Source organism: Pseudomonas sp. NUPR-002 (genome assembly GCF_056322725.1).
Window position 1 is genome coordinate 2,119,555 of record NZ_CM150476.1, and the last position, 15,049, is coordinate 2,134,603.

Genomic DNA, 15,049 nt, shown 5'->3' on the forward strand with positions numbered 1-15,049 from the left:
ACATCCCCATGACGCAGCTAACGTGCGCCGTGCGTACTTTCTTGTGCCTTGTTTTTGCTTCGGCCAGCGTCCTGCTGCCTTGGTCGCAGGCTCAGGCCATCACCCTCAGCGAGGCGTTCAGCCTGCAGTTGGACGTCAGCGCGCTCAGTGATTACCGCTCCCGCGGTATCTCCCAGACGCAAGGCGATCCGGCCCTGCAGGGCGCGGCCACGCTGATGCACAGCAGTGGTGCGTACCTCGGGGCCTGGAGCTCCAACGTCGACTTTGGCTATGGCAGCAGCACGCGCCAGGAGCTGGATTACTACCTGGGGTACTACTGGCAGATCAGCGATGACATCGCCCTGGACGTCGCCTATTACGATTACACCTACCCACGGCAGAGCGACCTGAACTACAGCGAGTATTACGCGCAGTTGTCGGCGTATGGCGTGAGCCTGGGCGGCTATTACTCGGACGACATCGCTGGCGATCAAAGCATGCTGTACAGCTACCTGGGTTACACCGCGGCGCTGCCGTTGGACGTGGCGCTCGACCTGCGTTACGGCCATGCCGATTACAAAGACCCGATCTGGATATCGGCTTCCGGCAGCACGCGCAACAGTTATGACGAGTGGGAGGTGAAGCTGAGCAAGGAACTGTTCGCCCTGACCTGGTCGCTGAGCTACATCGACACCGACCTGTCGGCGGCCGAGTGCGCCAACTACATGGGTTTTGATGATGTGTGCTCGGCGACCGTGGTGGCTGCAGTGAGTGCGTCGTTCTGACGGTGCCTTCCCGGGGTGTCCTGGCACCCCGGGTATTGCGCCAAGCAATGGGAGTCGTGGTGATGGGGTTTGAACCTAAGGTGCAGCAAGCGCACGACGAGGTCGATCAGTTGCTGGCTGCCTGGCAACTTGAAAAGCAGGTGTGGCAGACGCTGCTGCTGACCCTGACGGAAGGCACTTGGGAGCTGGAAGTGGTCAATGGCGACCCGCGCCATCCGCGCAATCAGATGCGCTGGAGCGACCCGTTCTGCAGTTTGTTGGGCTACAGCCGCACGGAATTTCCCGATGGCTGGGACAGCTATACACGGGTCACTCACCCGCAGGACATGCCGCGGGTGATGCAGTCATTCAATGCACTGCTCACCAGCACTGATCCACAGGCCGGGTATGTGGTGGAGTACCGCATGCAGCACAAAAGCCACGGCATGCTCTGGTTTCGTGAGCGCACCCGCTGTTTGCGCAATGAGCGCGGCCAGTTGTTGCGCATTGTCGGCGCCGTACGCTGCATTGCCGATGAAAAAAATGCCGAGGCGGCGCGCGCGCGTGAGCAGGCCTCGATCCAGGCCACCTATGGGCAAATTGCGCAACTGGTGGCAGTGATCAAAGGCATTGCCGACCAGACCAACCTGTTGGCCCTCAATGCTGCAATCGAGGCGGCACGGGCGGGCGAGCAGGGCAGGGGCTTCTCGGTGGTGGCCGACGAGGTCAAACAACTGGCACGGCGCACCCGCAACGCAACCCAGGAAATTCAGGACATGCTGCATAAAAGCCGGGAAAAACTCACCAGCGGATCGCCTCGCTAGCACGTCGACAGATCATGTAGGGCCGGGGCAAGGGCGGTATTTTTGCGCTGACGCTTATCTGTTAGCCTTGGTTTTTTGCGCGGCGATGTTTCCCGTCGGGCACTGCCATCGAGAACCCCTATGCCAATTACATCCCTCGACCCTCTGGACATGGACATTGTCCGCGAGCTGCAAGAAGACGGTCGTCGCGCGTTTCGCGAAGTGGCCCGCAACCTGTCGGTGCCTGAGGCCACGGTGCGTACCCGGGTCAAGCGCCTGCAGGATCAGGGCATTCTGCAAATCCTGGCGTTCACCAACCCGGCCAAGCTGGGCGAAGCCAAGCTGGCGCTGATGTTCGTCAACGTCAGCCCGCAGGATCATGATCGGGTGGTCGATACCCTGGGGCGCTGGCCTGAGGTCAGTTACTTGTCGACCACCATGGGTACTGCCGATATCTGCGTACAGGTGCTGTGCAGTGACAACGACAGCCTGTGGCGCCTGAAGCAGCGCATTCGCTCGCTGCCCGGCACCGAAGAAGTGCGCATGATGCAGGAAGTCAAAGTGCACAAGATCCGCTTCACCATCCCCGGCGGCGAGATCGACCTCTAACCTGTAGGAGCGGGCTTGCCCCGCGATAGCGATCTGTCTGTCACATCGCTTCGCGGGGCAAGCCCGCTCCTACCGGGATACCCCCCAACCCTCCCTTGTCTTTGATGCCCTGCACAGGTGCGTCCGGCTTTGCCGTGCGCTGCGCAAACCCGCGATCCTAATGGGTTTTCACTCGCACCATGCGCACCAAAATTCATCATGTGTTGCGCAAAGTAATTTTAGTTGTAAAAAAATGATGATTTTGCGCAATGTTCGTGGTTAATATTGACTCGTCGCAAGCAGTTATAAAAATAAAGCGGATGAGGTGTTTGCCATGCAACAGTGCCCTACTGGCGGTGAGCCGCAGGTTGAGTTCGAGAAGTCCATTCGCTGGTGGGATGGTGTCGCCATTACCCTCAGCTTGCCCGCTGCGTTGTTTGTCGGTCTGGGCTACTCCATTGGCGCCATTGGTGCCTGGGCCGCCATGGCCCTGTGGGCGCTGATTGCGGTCATCGCCGCGCTGCACAACTGGGTGTACTCGGAAATGGGGGCGATGTTCAGCCACAAGTCCGGCGGCATTGCCTTGTACGCCAACGAGGCCTGGAGCCAGCGCTTTCCGTCCTTGGGCCCACTGGCCACCTACGCATACTGGTTTGCCTGGGCCACCGCACCGGCGATCTGGGGCCTGGCGATTTCGCAGATTGTCACCGAGCAGTTCTGGCCAGACGCGCGCTTCACCCTCGACCTGGGTCTGCTCCAACTCGACTTGCCGCAGTTGATTGCCCTCGGCGTGGCCCTGGTGTCCTGGGCCTTGAGCATGATTGAACTGCGTTTCACCATGATCCTGATTACCCTGGCCGGTGTGTTGCTGATGATCCCCGTGGTGATCTTCGGCAGCGCCTCGTTCTTCGCTGCGCCCTGGAGCAGTGCGTCGTTCAGTTGGCACCTGGGCAGCGGCGTCGAAGGCTTGCGCAATGCGTTGGCCTGGTTGTTCGTGATGGCCTGGTCGGCGTATTCGGTCGAGGCCGCAGCCTCCTTCATTCCGGAATACCGCAACACCGTCAGCGATACCCGCAAGGCGTTGCGCGTGTCGGCGCTGATTCTGCTGCTGGTGTTCACCCTGGCCCCCCTGGGCCTGGTCGGCCTGCTCGGCGAGCAGACGCTGATCAACCAACCCAATGGTTTTCTGCAAACCGCAGCGAATGTACTGCTCGGCGGCGGGGCGGCATTGATCACCGTGTTGCTGATCGCCGGCGTCATGGTGCTGGCAATCATGGGCACTGCCGACGCTGCACGTGCCCTGTACCAAAGCGCCAGGGACGGGCTCACCGTGCGCCAGTTCGGTGTTCTCAACAAGCGCGGCGTACCGGCACGAGCGGTGACTTTGCAACTGGCCGTCAACATCGCCCTGGTGCTGTTTGTCGGTAACGCCCTGGCGGTGATTGTCGCCGGCAACGTCGGCTATGTGCTCGCCCATCTGCTGGCGGTCAGCGGTTTCGTCATGCTGCGCAAGGATCGTCCGCAGGCGCCGCGGCCCATTCGCCTGTCGCAGCGCTGGGTTGTGATCGCTGCGGCCCTGGCGTTGTTCGATGGCCTGATTCTGCTGGTCGGCATCACCAGCGCATCGGTCACCGGTTACGGCGGTTACAAGGAAGTGGCCATCGCCATCGCAGTCCTGGCGGTCTCCCAGCTGATGTACCGCTGGCGTCAGCACCAGGACCGCGCTGCGCCACTGGCACTCGGTAGCCAGTACTCCTGAGCGGCGTTGTAACCCCGCAACGCACGACCTTACTTTGATAGAAGGACCCTCCCATGAGTCATTCCAGCTCATATGGCATCGCTTGGCCAAAAAACAGCCCGGTGGCGGTTTCGCTGACCTTCGACGTGGACGCTGAAGCCGGTTTGCTGGGCGACAGCCCGACCTTCGCCAGGCGCCTGACCAGCCTGTCCGAAGGCCGTTTCAGCGTGACCCGCGGTGTGCCACGGATTCTTGAAATGCTGGCGCGGCACCAGATCAAGGCGTCGTTTTTTGTCCCCGGCTACACCGCCCAGCAGCACCCGGGGTTGATCGAGACCCTGCTCAAGGACGGCCACGAAGTTGGCCATCACGGTCACATGCACCTGCGCAGTGACAAGGTTTCGGCCCAGCAGCAAGTGGATGAAATGGGCCTCGGCCTGGAAGCCCTGGCCCGCGCCGGTGCACCGAAACCTGCCGGTTACCGCTCTTCGTCCTGGGAGCTGACCCCGGAGACTTTCGACCTGGTGATCGATAACGGCTTTAGCTACGACTCCAGCTGCATGGGCGATGACCGCCCGTACATCGAGACCTTCAACGGCCGCTCGATCATCGAACTGCCCGTGCATTGGTCGCTGGATGACTGGCCGATGTTCGGCTGGAGCATCGACAACGGCGGCAACTTCACCCACCCGCGCACCCTCAGCGAGGTGTGGCTGGCGGAGTACGAATCGGTGCGCCGCGAAGGCCGCCATACCAGTTTCACCATGCACCCGGAAGTCATTGGCCGTGCGGCGCGCTTTGCCCAGCTGGAGCGTTTTGTCGAGCGACTGGTGAGCGATGGCGATGTCTGGTTCGCCCGTCTGGATGAAGTCGCCCGGCATGTGGCGCCACACTTGGAGCAGCAACGATGAGCTATCAATTTCGCTCGACCCTGACCGATCCTTACGGCCGTGGCCGCGAGTTTGGCGAGTGCCACAGCGCGCAGATCCGCGCTTCGGTACAGGCCTACCGCGGCCTGTTCGAACGCACTGCTGGCGCTACCGTTGACCTGTTGGCGCTGGGCACAGAAGCCCTGCAACAGATTGCCGCGTTCGCACCGCCCCTGCACGAAGAAATCCGCGGCATGGCCGAGGGCAGTGGCATCGATGTGCGTGAGATCGGCGCGATCAACGCCCGTACGGAAGTGCTCGCTTACCTCAGTCGCCAGCGCAGCGCGGGCGCCGGTGAAAACCTGCGCGGCGAGTGCTCGACCATCGCCTATGTCGATCCTGCCGCCGCCGCGCCCGTCACCTTGCAAACCTGGGACTGGTACTCGCAATTCGCCGGCCAATGGCTGGTCTGGGAAATCCCCCATGGCAATGGTCGTGTCACTACTACCGTCACCGAGTACGGCATCGTCGGCAAGATCGGTGTGAACAAACATGGCCTCGGCGTGCATTTCAACATTCTTCACCACCGTAGCGACGGCGCGCGGATCGGGGTGCCGGTGCATGTCGCCTCGCGCTGGCTGCTCGACAGCACATCCGACTTCAACGATGCCTTGCAACTGTTGGCCGCTGCCGACTTCTCGGCGTCCAGCTCGCTGACGGTGCTGGCCTCCAAAGCCGGGGAGGCGGCCGCAGTTTCGGTGGAGATCTACCCCGAAGGCCCGGCCTTTGTGTTCCCCGATGAACACGGCCTGCTGCTGCACACCAACCATTTTCTCGACCCCAAGGCGGCGCAGGGCGACACCGAGTGGGGCGTTTACCCCGACACCCTGGTGCGCCATCAGGTGCTCAAGCGCCGCCTGGGTGGCCGGACCGGCCTGAGTGTCGAGCAGTTGCTCACGGCCATGAACAGCCATCTCGGCAGCACCGGCGCCCTGTGTTGCCACCCGGACCCGGCGTTGCACAGCGATCAGTACCAAACCCTGGTCACCGTCGCTATCGACGTCGCGGCCGGCACCCTCAACGCTTTGGCCGGTGGCCCCTGCGCCCACCTCAAGGCCCAGTGAAACAACCTTCGCAAACCCGCATCAGGAGCTCGTCATGCTGAAACTCAAACGCGTCGACAACATGGACATCCTCACCAACAACGTACAGGAGCTGGTGGATTTCTATCACGGCATCCTCGGCCTGGGCTTTTTCCTGCCCTACGTGGCCGAAGAGCGTTGGGCTGCCATCGATTGCGGCAACCTGACCCTGTACATCTTCCACACCGAGCACCAGGGCCAGGTCGAGCGCCGCACCGCGGTCAACCTGGAAGACGCCCCGGGTTTCGACTCCTTTGCCTTTGAAGTCGAGAACCTGGATGAAGCCATCGCCTACCTGGACGGCAAGGTGCAATGGGTCACCGCCCAGCCGATCGCCTGGCAGCACCCGAACGGCACGCACTACCGCTACCGCCCGATGTTCGACCCGCAGGGCAACATGCTCTACGTCACCGAACCGCACAAAGTCGGCGTTTGAGAGGGGGTGCAACCATGAGCGTTTCTGCAGAACACGCCAAGCAGGCGCCGCAAGCGGTACTCGAGCTGGCTGAAGCCGCACAGAAATTTACCGGCCGTGTGGCCTTGGTCACCGGTGCCGGTCGCGGTGCCGGTCGCGCCCATGCCCGACTGCTGGCCGCCCGTGGCGCCACGGTGGTGGTCAACGATATCGATGAGGATGTCGCCCGGGCCACGGCGGCCGATATCTGCGAAGCCGGTGGCAAGGCCATTGCCCTGGCTGCGGATATCACCCAGAAGGTCGCCGCCGAAGCACTGGTTCGCCAGACCGTGGCGCAGTTGGGCCAGCTCGACATCCTCGTGCACAACGCCGGGATGATCTATTCGCTGACCGGCCTGGAAGCCACCGACGACGACAACTTCAACCAGTTGCTGGCGATCAATGTGCATGCGCCGTTGTACCTGACCCGTGCGGCGCTGCCAGCGCTGCGCAACAGCAAGGCGCCGCGGGTGATCTTCATCAACTCGCAGTGGGGGCAGGTGCCTGATGGCCATTCCTACGCCTACATGGTGTCGAAAACCGCGCAGTTGGGGCTGATGAAAACCCTGGCCAAAGAGTTTGTCGGCGAGGGCATTTTGGTCAACGCCATCACCCCGGGCGCCATTCTCACGCGCATGGTGCCAGAGGAATACGTCGAGGGCGAGAAAGCCAACATCCCCTTGGGGCGACTGGTTCACCCGGAAGAAATTGCGGCAGCGGTGGCCTTTCTGGCCAGCGATGAAGCGGCCTTCATTAGCGGCCAGGTGCTGGCGGTCAATGGTGGTGCGCTGGTGGTGGGTATTTAAGTTAACGGCTTTGGTGAGGACATAATAATGACCCATAAAATGACTCAACGTCAGCGTGCTGAAGCGGCCATGCGTCGGCAGTGGTTCCCGGTGGCGCGCAGTGTCGACCTGGCAACACCACAATCGGCGACCCTGCTCGGCCAGCGTCTGGTGGTGTATCGCACCGAGTCCGGCCAGGCGGTGGTGCAAGATGCACGCTGCCCGCACCGCGGCGCCGACTTTGCCTTGGGCAAGGTCCACGGTGAAAGCATTGCCTGCCCGTATCACGGCTGGCGTTTCGCGGCCGAAGACGGCAAGTGCAGCCACATTCCGTCGCTGGAAGACCAATGCAAGATTCCACCCCAGGCGTCGATCAAGACTTACCCGGTGGTGGAGCGCTTCGCGCATATCTGGACCGCCCTGGAAGACCCGATCCAGCCGATGTACGACCCGCTGCAATGGCAAGGCCTGGACTTCGAATGGCTGGCGGCCGAGCCGCTGCTGTCACCTACCGGGGTAGCGGTGGCGGTGGAAAACTTCCGCGACGTGGCGCATTTCCCGTTCGTCCACGAAGTGTCGATGGGGCCGACGCCGCATGTGGTCGAGCCGCTTAACGTCCGCCGCGAAGGCCTGGATATCGTCATGCAGCGGCCCTTGCACGCCGGTGAAGGCGAGTGGGCCAACGACGGCGATTGCCTGATGTACTACCACTGCGCCGCGCCGGGTTTCTCCAGCATCACCTACGACTATGAGCGCCTGGGCAAGCGTATCGTGGCCGGCTTCCCGTCACCGGTGGCCTATGACGATGTGAAGATCTTCTGGGGTGTGGCCAACCATCGCGAGTTCAAAGGCGCTGACTTGGAAGAAAACCTGCGCATCGAGGAAATGGTGTACCTCGAAGACATGCCGATTGCCGCCGGGATCTTCCCGCGTGAAATCGACTGGGACGGCATCTTTGTCGAGCATTCGGTGCCGGCCGACCTGTTCACCTTGAACTACCGCCGCGCCTTCCGCGCCTTCATGGACCTGGCCGTCCCCGAAGGTAGTGCAGCCCCGGCCGGGCAGTGGAGCCCGGTATGAGCCGCGCAGGTGAACAACGCAGCGTATTGATCAGCGGCATGCGCCTTGAGGCTGAAGGGGTGATGTCGCTGGAGCTGCGGGCCGACGACGGGCAACCGTTGCCGGCCTGGGAGGCCGGTGCGCACATTGATGTGCACCTGCCGTCGGGCAGCGTGCGCCAATACTCCCTGTGTGGTGATCCGCATGATACGCAATACCTGCGCATTGCCGTGCTGCGTGAAGACAAGGGACGCGGTGGCTCAAGGGAAGTGCACGACAGCCTGCGCGTCGGTCTGTCGATCCGTATCAGCACGCCGCGCAATGCTTTTGCGCTGGCGCCGGCCGAGGCTTACCAGTTTGTCGCCGGGGGGATCGGTATTACCCCGATCCTGCCGATGATCCTGGCCGCGCAGCGCGCCGGTAAACCCTGGCATCTGGTGTATGGCGGCCGCTCGCGGCGCTCGATGGCGTTTCTCGAAAAACTCTTGCCGTATGCCAGCGAGCAGGTGCAGATCCTTCCGGCCGATGAATGTGGCCTGCTGGATCTGCAGCGTATCGCCGAACGTGCGGCGGCCGGCGCCGAAACCTACAGCTGTGGCCCGGGCGTGCTGCTTGACGCCTTGACCGAGGTTTTCCAGGCACAGGAACTGGCGCCGCGTTTGCATCTGGAGCGCTTCAGCGCAGCGCCGTTGCCGGTGAACAGCGCGGCGGGGGAGCTGACCGTGGTACTGGCGCGCAGTGGCCGGGAAATTGCCGTAGCGTCCGATTGCTCGATCATGAATGCACTGCGCGCCAGCGGCGTCGATGTGCCGTCCTCGTGCGAGCAGGGTGTGTGCGGCATGTGCGAGACGCGGGTACTGGAAGGCGACGTCGACCACCGCGATATGTTGCTGACGGCCGCCGAGCAGGCTTGCAACAACGTCATGATGGTCTGTGTATCCAGAGCCAAAAGCGCAAAGCTGGTGCTCGATCTGTAATTTTTGACTCAAGGTAGGAGCGGGCTTGCCCCGAGATTGCGGTTTGTCTGCCACATCGCATCGCGGGGCAAGCCCGCTCCCACCCCATCCCACCCCCCAACCCCTTCATAAATCATCTGTCTTGGCATGAGGATTCCTGTCTCTATGCTTTCAATCTGTATTCTCGAAACCGACGCATTGCGCCCCGAGTTGGTGGCCGACTTTCACAGCTACGGTCAGATGTTCAAGCGACTCTTTGAGCAGCAACCGGTGCCTGCACGCTTTGAAGTCTTCAACGTCGTGGAAGGCCACTATCCGGCCCCGGCACAATCCTTTGATGCTTACCTGGTCACTGGCAGCAAAGCCGATGCCTTCGGCGACGCCTCCTGGATTGTGCAGTTGCGCGCCTATCTGCTGGCCCGTTACCAAGCCGGGGATACGCTGCTGGGCATCTGTTTCGGCCACCAACTGCTGGCGTTGTTGCTCGGTGGCAGCTGTGGGCGGGCGCCACAGGGCTGGGGGTTGGGTGTGCATCGCTATGCGCTGGCGGCGCCGCAGGCGTGGATGACTCCCGCCGCGGCAACGTTCAGTGTGCTGGTGTCGCATCAAGACCAGGTCAGCCAACTGCCGCCGGGCGCAACGCTCCTGGCCAGCAGTGCATTCTGCCCGTTGGCCGCTTATTGCGTCGGTGATCAGGTGTTGTGCTTTCAGGGCCACCCGGAGTTTGTCGAGGACTACGCCGGCGCGCTGATGACCTTGCGTCGCGACCAGCATGAGCCCGTCTTGTATGAAAGCGCCCAGGCCAGCCTGGCAAGCGGTCACGACGGTGCATTGATCGCGCAGTGGATGATGCAATTTGTAGCCCTGCGCGTCGCTGCAACGGTGTAGTAAAGGCGTTACAACCAGCGGCTGTCGCGGGTGAAGCCAATGGTGATCCAGCGGTCAGGCCCTTCGCGGCCGATGCCGCTGGCAATCTCACCGCGCACCTCATCCAGTTGGTGGACGGTCCAGACGTTCATGCTTTCCGGAATCTGGATATGGATCTCGACAAACAGCCCGCGACCGATCTGCACCGCCGAATGGCTGAAGGCCTCGAAGCCGTAGCGTTGGCTCATGCGCGTCATCAGCGTACTGACCTGTTGATCCAGTTCGCTGGGGGTGATCTTCAATACTTGCCGCAGCGCTTTGATCACCGCCTTGGCCGGGCCTGGCATCAGCGCGATCGACAGCACCGCAAGAATGCCGGGGTCGATGTACGGCGTGAGGTAAGCGTAAGCGCTGCCTTGCAAGGCATAGCCAATCAGAAAGGCGGCCAACAATGACGCGGTGATGGAAAACGACATCCACCAGCTTTCTACATCCAGTGCAATCAGCTCGGAATTGACCTTACGGTTACCCCGCAGGGTGTAGCGGTGCATCAAGGCGCAAATGGCTGCAGTAACCGCCGAATAGGCAATCGCACTGTCGAACACCAGCTCATGACCGCCGTGCACCAAGGCGCTGACGGCATTGGCAAAGGCATACACACAGAGCATCAGCAAGACACTGCCATTGAGGGTCAACACCAAGGGCTCGATATGCCAGTAACCGGTCTGGAATCGGCGGCCGACGCCTTTGGCCAACAAGCGGGCAACCAGCAACGACAGGAACGCCATGCTCGAATCGATGGCATTGAACAGGCCATCGAAAACAATCGACTGAGAGCGGCAATACAAACCAAAGCCGATGCCGCTGGCGGCCATCAAGGCAGTGACCAGGATCGACACCTTGAGCAGGTGTTGCTCATATTTCTGGGGGCACAGAGACGGGGATTTCGGATGGGATAGCATGGCAGGCACGGCACTTTGTTGTGGCTTTTGTAGCCACAATGCTAAGGGCGGTGATTGCGCGTGTAAATGTTTATTCTGGTTTGTGTTGCGCAAAATAAACAAAAATAAATTTAATTGTTAATTTTGCGCAGATTTTATTGTCGCTTGCCGCTCTCAGCGCTTCAGCATCAAATCATGCAAAACACCAAACCTCAGCCCCGGCTCAGACGGCATCATCTCGGTAATGCCAAACGCTTTGAATGCCGCTAGGGTAATGGCCAGCCCCGCTGGCAGCACGCTATGACGATGCGGCTGTAGCCCTGCCAGACGCGTGCAGTCTACGTGACCGGCCTGTTGCAGGACGATCGACAGACGCAGCAGGCCACGGTAGGTGATCCCGCCTTCGCCGCAGTCGTTCAAGGCGTTGGCCCTGAGTACTTTGGCCAGCATGCGCGCGGTACCCGACGAGCCGATAGCTTGCTGCCAGCCCAGGTGACGGTAGCGGCGGGCGACCTTTTCAAACTGCAAGGTGGCCGTGCGTTCAGCGTCGAGCATGGCTTGGGCGCACACGCGACCTTCGGGGAAGAAGCGCGTGCTCCAGGTGCCGCTGCCAATGGTCAGGCTTTCGCTGAGCAGGGCTTGTTCGCCCCGGCCCAGGATCAGTTCGGTAGAACCACCGCCGATGTCCACCACCAGGCGCATGGTGTCGGCAGCCGGAATGCGATGGCTGACGCCGGTGTACACCAGCTTGGCTTCTTCTTCACCGGAGATCACCTCGATGGGAAAGCCCAGGTGGCGTTGCGCGTCGCTTAAAAACAGCCTGGCGTTGGCCGCTTCACGCACGGCACTGGTGGCCACCGCGCGGACACGTCCGGGCTCGAAACCACGCAGTTTTTTGCCAAAGCGTGCCAGTGCCTGCCAGCCGCGATCCAGTGCCAGCTCATCGAGGGCACCGCCCTGCAGGCCTTCAGCCAGGCGCACCGGCTCGCGCAAGGATTTCACCTCTTCGATGACCCATTGGCGGTTCCGTTTGACCGGCTGGCCGATCATCATGCGAAACGCATTCGACCCCAGGTCAACGGCTGCAAACAGGGAGGTGTCGCTTTTCATCGAGTGGTCCTTGCTCAATCATCAGGTGCGATGATTTTCCACTCGATTGATGACGCGAAGATGACAGGCTGTGGGAACACGTCCTGTGTGGGAGCGGGCTTGCCCCGCGATGGCGGCGTGACAGGAAGACCGCTATCGCGGGGCAAGCCCGCGCCTACCGTAGGTGTTAGAGGGGGGAGATTGTCCCGAGTGCACCGATGCCAATGGCCAGCACCAGAAAACCAACGACGAAAAGCGCAAGCTTGCCCATATGAACTCCGAATTGACCAGAAAAGAGGCAACAGGCGCCGCAGATCACTCAGCTACCTGATCAGGCACGCGGTGGAAGCGGCCTTGTAGGGCCTTCATTGTCGGAGTGTCAGGGTTTTCGTTACAGATGCAGATGGTCGAGAAAAAAGCGTATCAGATGAAAAACACCCCACGCTGAGCTGCCAGCGTGGGGCGTTTTTCTCGGTGCTGCTGTGTTTACCTCAGGTCAAAACGGTCCAGGTTCATGACCTTGGTCCAGGCGGCAACGAAATCCCTGACGAACTTGTCGTTGGCATCGCTGCTGCCGTACACCTCGGCCAGCGCTCGCAGTTGTGCATGCGAGCCAAACACCAGGTCGACACGGCTGCCGCTCCATTTCAGCTCGCCGGTTTTGCGGTCGCGGGCTTCATAGCTGTCGTTGGCGCTGGAGGTCGGTTTCCACTCCACGCTCATGTCCAGCAGGTTTTTGAAGAAGTCGTTGGTCAACTGCCCAGGCCGATGGGTGAACACCCCTTGCGCATTCTGGCCAACGTTGTTGCCCAGCACCCGCAGACCACCGATCAGCACCGTCATTTCTGGCGCGGTGAGGGTCAGCAACTGCGCCTTGTCGACCAGCAGTGCTTCGGCTTTGACCTTGACTCCGGCTTTGACGTAGTTGCGAAAGCCATCGGCAGCCGGTTCCAGCAACGCGAAGGACTCGACATCGGTTTGCGCTTGCGAGGCATCGGTGCGACCGGGAGAGAAGGGCACCACCAGGTTGTGGCCGGCGCTTTTCGCCGCTTGTTCCACGCCTGCGTTGCCCGCCAGCACGATCAGGTCGGCCAGGGAGATTTTCTTGCCGCCGCCCTGGGCGTTGAAGTCGTTCTGGATGCCTTGCAGCTTGCTCAGCACTTCTGCCAGTTGCGCAGGCTGGTTGGCTTCCCAGTCTTTTTGCGGCGCCAGCCGCAGACGACCACCGTTGGCCCCTCCGCGTTTATCCGAACCACGGAAGCTCGATGCGGCCGCCCAGGCGGTCGACACCAGTTGCGCCACCGACAGCCCCGAGGCCAGGACCTTGGCTTTGAGCGCCGCGACATCGGCGTCACCGACCAGGGCATGATCGACCGCCGGGATCGGGTCTTGCCACAGTAGCTCTTCGTTGGGCATTTCCGGGCCAAGGTAGCGCGACAACGGACCCATGTCGCGGTGGATCAGTTTGTACCAGGCACGGGCGAAGGCGTCCGCCAGTTGATCGGGGTTGTCTTTGAAGCGTCGGGCGATGGGCTCGTAGATCGGGTCGAAACGCAACGCCAGGTCGGCGGTCAGCATCCGCGGTTCCTGTTTTTTCGACGGGTCGAATGCGTGCGGAATCTGCCCTGCGCCAGCGCCGCCTTTGGGGCGCCACTGGTGGGCGCCGGCCGGGCTCTTGGTGAGTTCCCACTCAAAGCCGAACATGTTTTCCAGGTACTCGTTGCTCCATTGCGTCGGCGTCGAGGTCCAGGTCACTTCCAGGCCGCTGGTGATCGCGTCGGGGCCTTTGCCGCTGCCGAATTTGTTGCGCCAACCCAGGCCTTGTTCCTCCAGGCCGGCCGCTTCCGGTTCGGCGCCGACGTTATCGGCCGGGCCGGCACCGTGGGTTTTGCCGAAGGCGTGACCGCCGGCAATCAGCGCCACGGTTTCTTCGTCGTTCATGGCCATGCGGCCAAAGGTGTCGCGGATGTCTTTACCGGAAGCAATCGGGTCCGGGTTGCCTTCAGGGCCCTCGGGGTTAACGTAGATCAGGCCCATCTGCACCGCGGCCAACGGGTTTTCCAGGTTGCGTTCACCGGAGCCGGTGCGACTTTCCTGTTGGCTGGAAGAGGGTTCGGCCACCAGCGGTACATCGCCCGGCGGCTGTGCTTTGCCATAACGGGTGTCGCCGCCCAGCCAGACGGTTTCCGAGCCCCAGTACACGTCTTCATCCGGCTCCCACACATCGGCGCGGCCACCGGAGAAACCGAAGGTCTTGAAGCCCATGGACTCCAGCGCCACGTTGCCGGTGAGCACGATCAGGTCGGCCCAGGAGATGTTCTTGCCGTACTTCTGCTTGATCGGCCACAGCAGGCGCCGGGCCTTGTCGAGGCTGACGTTGTCGGGCCAGCTATTGAGCGGGGCGAAGCGTTGCTGGCCGGAGCCGGCGCCGCCACGACCATCACCGATACGGTAGGTCCCGGCGCTGTGCCAGGCCATCCGGATGAACAACGGGCCGTAGTGGCCGAAGTCGGCGGGCCACCAGTCCTGGGAGTCGGTCATCAGCGCCCGCAGGTCTTGCTTGAGAGCGGCGAAGTCGAGGCTTTTGAACGCGGCGGCGTAGTCGAAGTCCTCGTCCATGGGATCGGAGAGGCAGGAGTGTTGGTGCAGGATCTTCAGGTTCAGCTGGTCGGGCCACCAATCACGGTTGGTGGTGCCACCGCCAGCAGCATGGTTGAACGGGCATTTTGACTCGTTTGACATGACTGTTTCACCTCTGGATGGACTCACCCCACAATCCGACCCGTTTCAACCACTGGGTAGAGATGAGTGAAATCAATGACATAGGTTCAAGGCCAGCGGTTCGATCAACGAATCGGGGATGGCCATCACGGACGGTTCAGCGTAGCGGCAATCTCGTTATCGGACAGGTGGAGCACGGCGGGAGCGACGGCTATAGCCGCTGTGTTAGCGCCCTCCCAGAAACCATCCGGCCGGATCAGTGCAGCGATAAATATAGGCTAGACGTGGCGAAGA

Annotated in this window: 13 protein-coding genes and 2 pseudogenes; 12 read left to right on the plus strand and 3 right to left on the minus strand. The window is 61.7% G+C overall.

What is annotated here, in order from left to right; genetic code table 11:
- Positions 1 to 8: 8 nt before the first annotated feature.
- From ACVWSC_RS09805 to ACVWSC_RS09860, 12 genes and pseudogenes are all read left to right on the plus strand, one after another.
- Positions 9 to 764 carry a TorF family putative porin gene (locus tag ACVWSC_RS09805; RefSeq protein WP_442113442.1) on the plus strand — a complete coding sequence of 252 codons (756 nt, stop codon included), beginning with the start codon at positions 9 to 11 and terminating at the stop codon, positions 762 to 764.
- Between the two features lie 227 nt (positions 765 to 991).
- Positions 992 to 1,249, plus strand: a pseudogene (locus ACVWSC_RS09810) (PAS domain-containing protein); the annotation flags it as partial.
- Positions 1,250 to 1,360: 111 nt separating this feature from the next.
- Positions 1,361 to 1,493, plus strand: a pseudogene (locus ACVWSC_RS09815) (methyl-accepting chemotaxis protein); the annotation flags it as partial.
- Positions 1,494 to 1,687: 194 nt separating this feature from the next.
- The gene (locus tag ACVWSC_RS09820) at positions 1,688 to 2,155 is read left to right on the plus strand and encodes an Lrp/AsnC family transcriptional regulator (RefSeq protein ID WP_442113443.1); all 468 of its coding nucleotides are present in this window, start codon (positions 1,688 to 1,690) and stop codon (positions 2,153 to 2,155) included.
- 313 nt (positions 2,156 to 2,468) lie between these two features.
- Positions 2,469 to 3,893, plus strand: a complete 1,425-nt coding sequence (locus ACVWSC_RS09825) for an APC family permease (RefSeq protein WP_442113444.1) — start codon at positions 2,469 to 2,471, stop codon at positions 3,891 to 3,893.
- 53 nt (positions 3,894 to 3,946) lie between these two features.
- Positions 3,947 to 4,783, plus strand: a complete 837-nt coding sequence (locus ACVWSC_RS09830) for a polysaccharide deacetylase family protein (protein WP_442113445.1) — start codon at positions 3,947 to 3,949, stop codon at positions 4,781 to 4,783.
- On the plus strand, positions 4,780 to 5,865 hold the full coding sequence (locus ACVWSC_RS09835) for a C45 family autoproteolytic acyltransferase/hydolase (RefSeq protein ID WP_442113446.1): 1,086 nt from the start codon (positions 4,780 to 4,782) through the stop codon (positions 5,863 to 5,865). Before ACVWSC_RS09830 ends, ACVWSC_RS09835 begins: the two co-directional genes overlap by 4 nt.
- 34 nt (positions 5,866 to 5,899) lie before the next feature.
- Positions 5,900 to 6,319 carry a VOC family protein gene (locus ACVWSC_RS09840; RefSeq protein ID WP_442113447.1) on the plus strand — a complete coding sequence of 140 codons (420 nt, stop codon included), beginning with the start codon at positions 5,900 to 5,902 and terminating at the stop codon, positions 6,317 to 6,319.
- A gap of 14 nt (positions 6,320 to 6,333) precedes the next feature.
- Positions 6,334 to 7,143, plus strand: a complete 810-nt coding sequence (locus ACVWSC_RS09845; protein WP_442113448.1) for an SDR family NAD(P)-dependent oxidoreductase — start codon at positions 6,334 to 6,336, stop codon at positions 7,141 to 7,143.
- Positions 7,144 to 7,170: 27 nt separating this feature from the next.
- On the plus strand, positions 7,171 to 8,202 hold the full coding sequence (locus ACVWSC_RS09850; RefSeq protein WP_442113449.1) for a Rieske 2Fe-2S domain-containing protein: 1,032 nt from the start codon (positions 7,171 to 7,173) through the stop codon (positions 8,200 to 8,202).
- Positions 8,199 to 9,158: a PDR/VanB family oxidoreductase gene (locus ACVWSC_RS09855; RefSeq protein WP_442113450.1), complete on the plus strand. Its 960-nt coding sequence runs from the start codon at positions 8,199 to 8,201 to the stop codon at positions 9,156 to 9,158. Before ACVWSC_RS09850 ends, ACVWSC_RS09855 begins: the two co-directional genes overlap by 4 nt.
- Positions 9,159 to 9,302: 144 nt before the next feature.
- Positions 9,303 to 10,025, plus strand: a complete 723-nt coding sequence (locus tag ACVWSC_RS09860; RefSeq protein WP_442113451.1) for an amidotransferase — start codon at positions 9,303 to 9,305, stop codon at positions 10,023 to 10,025.
- 8 nt (positions 10,026 to 10,033) lie between these two features.
- Here ACVWSC_RS09860 and ACVWSC_RS09865 read toward each other — a convergent pair whose 3' ends face one another.
- From ACVWSC_RS09865 to katG, 3 genes are all read right to left on the minus strand, one after another.
- A complete protein-coding gene (locus tag ACVWSC_RS09865; protein ID WP_442113452.1) occupies positions 10,034 to 10,966 on the minus strand; it encodes a cation diffusion facilitator family transporter in 933 nt (310 codons plus the stop codon).
- Between the two features lie 153 nt (positions 10,967 to 11,119).
- Entirely contained in the window at positions 11,120 to 12,055 is a 936-nt protein-coding gene (locus tag ACVWSC_RS09870; protein WP_442113453.1) for a Ppx/GppA phosphatase family protein, read from the minus strand.
- 465 nt (positions 12,056 to 12,520) lie between these two features.
- A complete protein-coding gene (gene katG / locus ACVWSC_RS09875; RefSeq protein WP_442113454.1) occupies positions 12,521 to 14,776 on the minus strand; it encodes a catalase/peroxidase HPI in 2,256 nt (751 codons plus the stop codon).
- Between the last annotated feature and the right edge of the window lie 273 nt (positions 14,777 to 15,049).

Coding starts and splice junctions, on each gene's coding strand:
- ACVWSC_RS09805 (WP_442113442.1), top strand. CDS start 9: ATGACGCAGCTAACGTGCGCCGTGCGTACTTTCTTGTGCCTTGTTTTT.
- ACVWSC_RS09820 (WP_442113443.1), top strand. CDS start 1,688: ATGCCAATTACATCCCTCGACCCTCTGGACATGGACATTGTCCGCGAG.
- ACVWSC_RS09825 (WP_442113444.1), top strand. CDS start 2,469: ATGCAACAGTGCCCTACTGGCGGTGAGCCGCAGGTTGAGTTCGAGAAG.
- ACVWSC_RS09830 (WP_442113445.1), top strand. CDS start 3,947: ATGAGTCATTCCAGCTCATATGGCATCGCTTGGCCAAAAAACAGCCCG.
- ACVWSC_RS09835 (WP_442113446.1), top strand. CDS start 4,780: ATGAGCTATCAATTTCGCTCGACCCTGACCGATCCTTACGGCCGTGGC.
- ACVWSC_RS09840 (WP_442113447.1), top strand. CDS start 5,900: ATGCTGAAACTCAAACGCGTCGACAACATGGACATCCTCACCAACAAC.
- ACVWSC_RS09845 (WP_442113448.1), top strand. CDS start 6,334: ATGAGCGTTTCTGCAGAACACGCCAAGCAGGCGCCGCAAGCGGTACTC.
- ACVWSC_RS09850 (WP_442113449.1), top strand. CDS start 7,171: ATGACCCATAAAATGACTCAACGTCAGCGTGCTGAAGCGGCCATGCGT.
- ACVWSC_RS09855 (WP_442113450.1), top strand. CDS start 8,199: ATGAGCCGCGCAGGTGAACAACGCAGCGTATTGATCAGCGGCATGCGC.
- ACVWSC_RS09860 (WP_442113451.1), top strand. CDS start 9,303: ATGCTTTCAATCTGTATTCTCGAAACCGACGCATTGCGCCCCGAGTTG.
- ACVWSC_RS09865 (WP_442113452.1), bottom strand. CDS start 10,966: ATGCTATCCCATCCGAAATCCCCGTCTCTGTGCCCCCAGAAATATGAG.
- ACVWSC_RS09870 (WP_442113453.1), bottom strand. CDS start 12,055: ATGAAAAGCGACACCTCCCTGTTTGCAGCCGTTGACCTGGGGTCGAAT.
- katG (WP_442113454.1), bottom strand. CDS start 14,776: ATGTCAAACGAGTCAAAATGCCCGTTCAACCATGCTGCTGGCGGTGGC.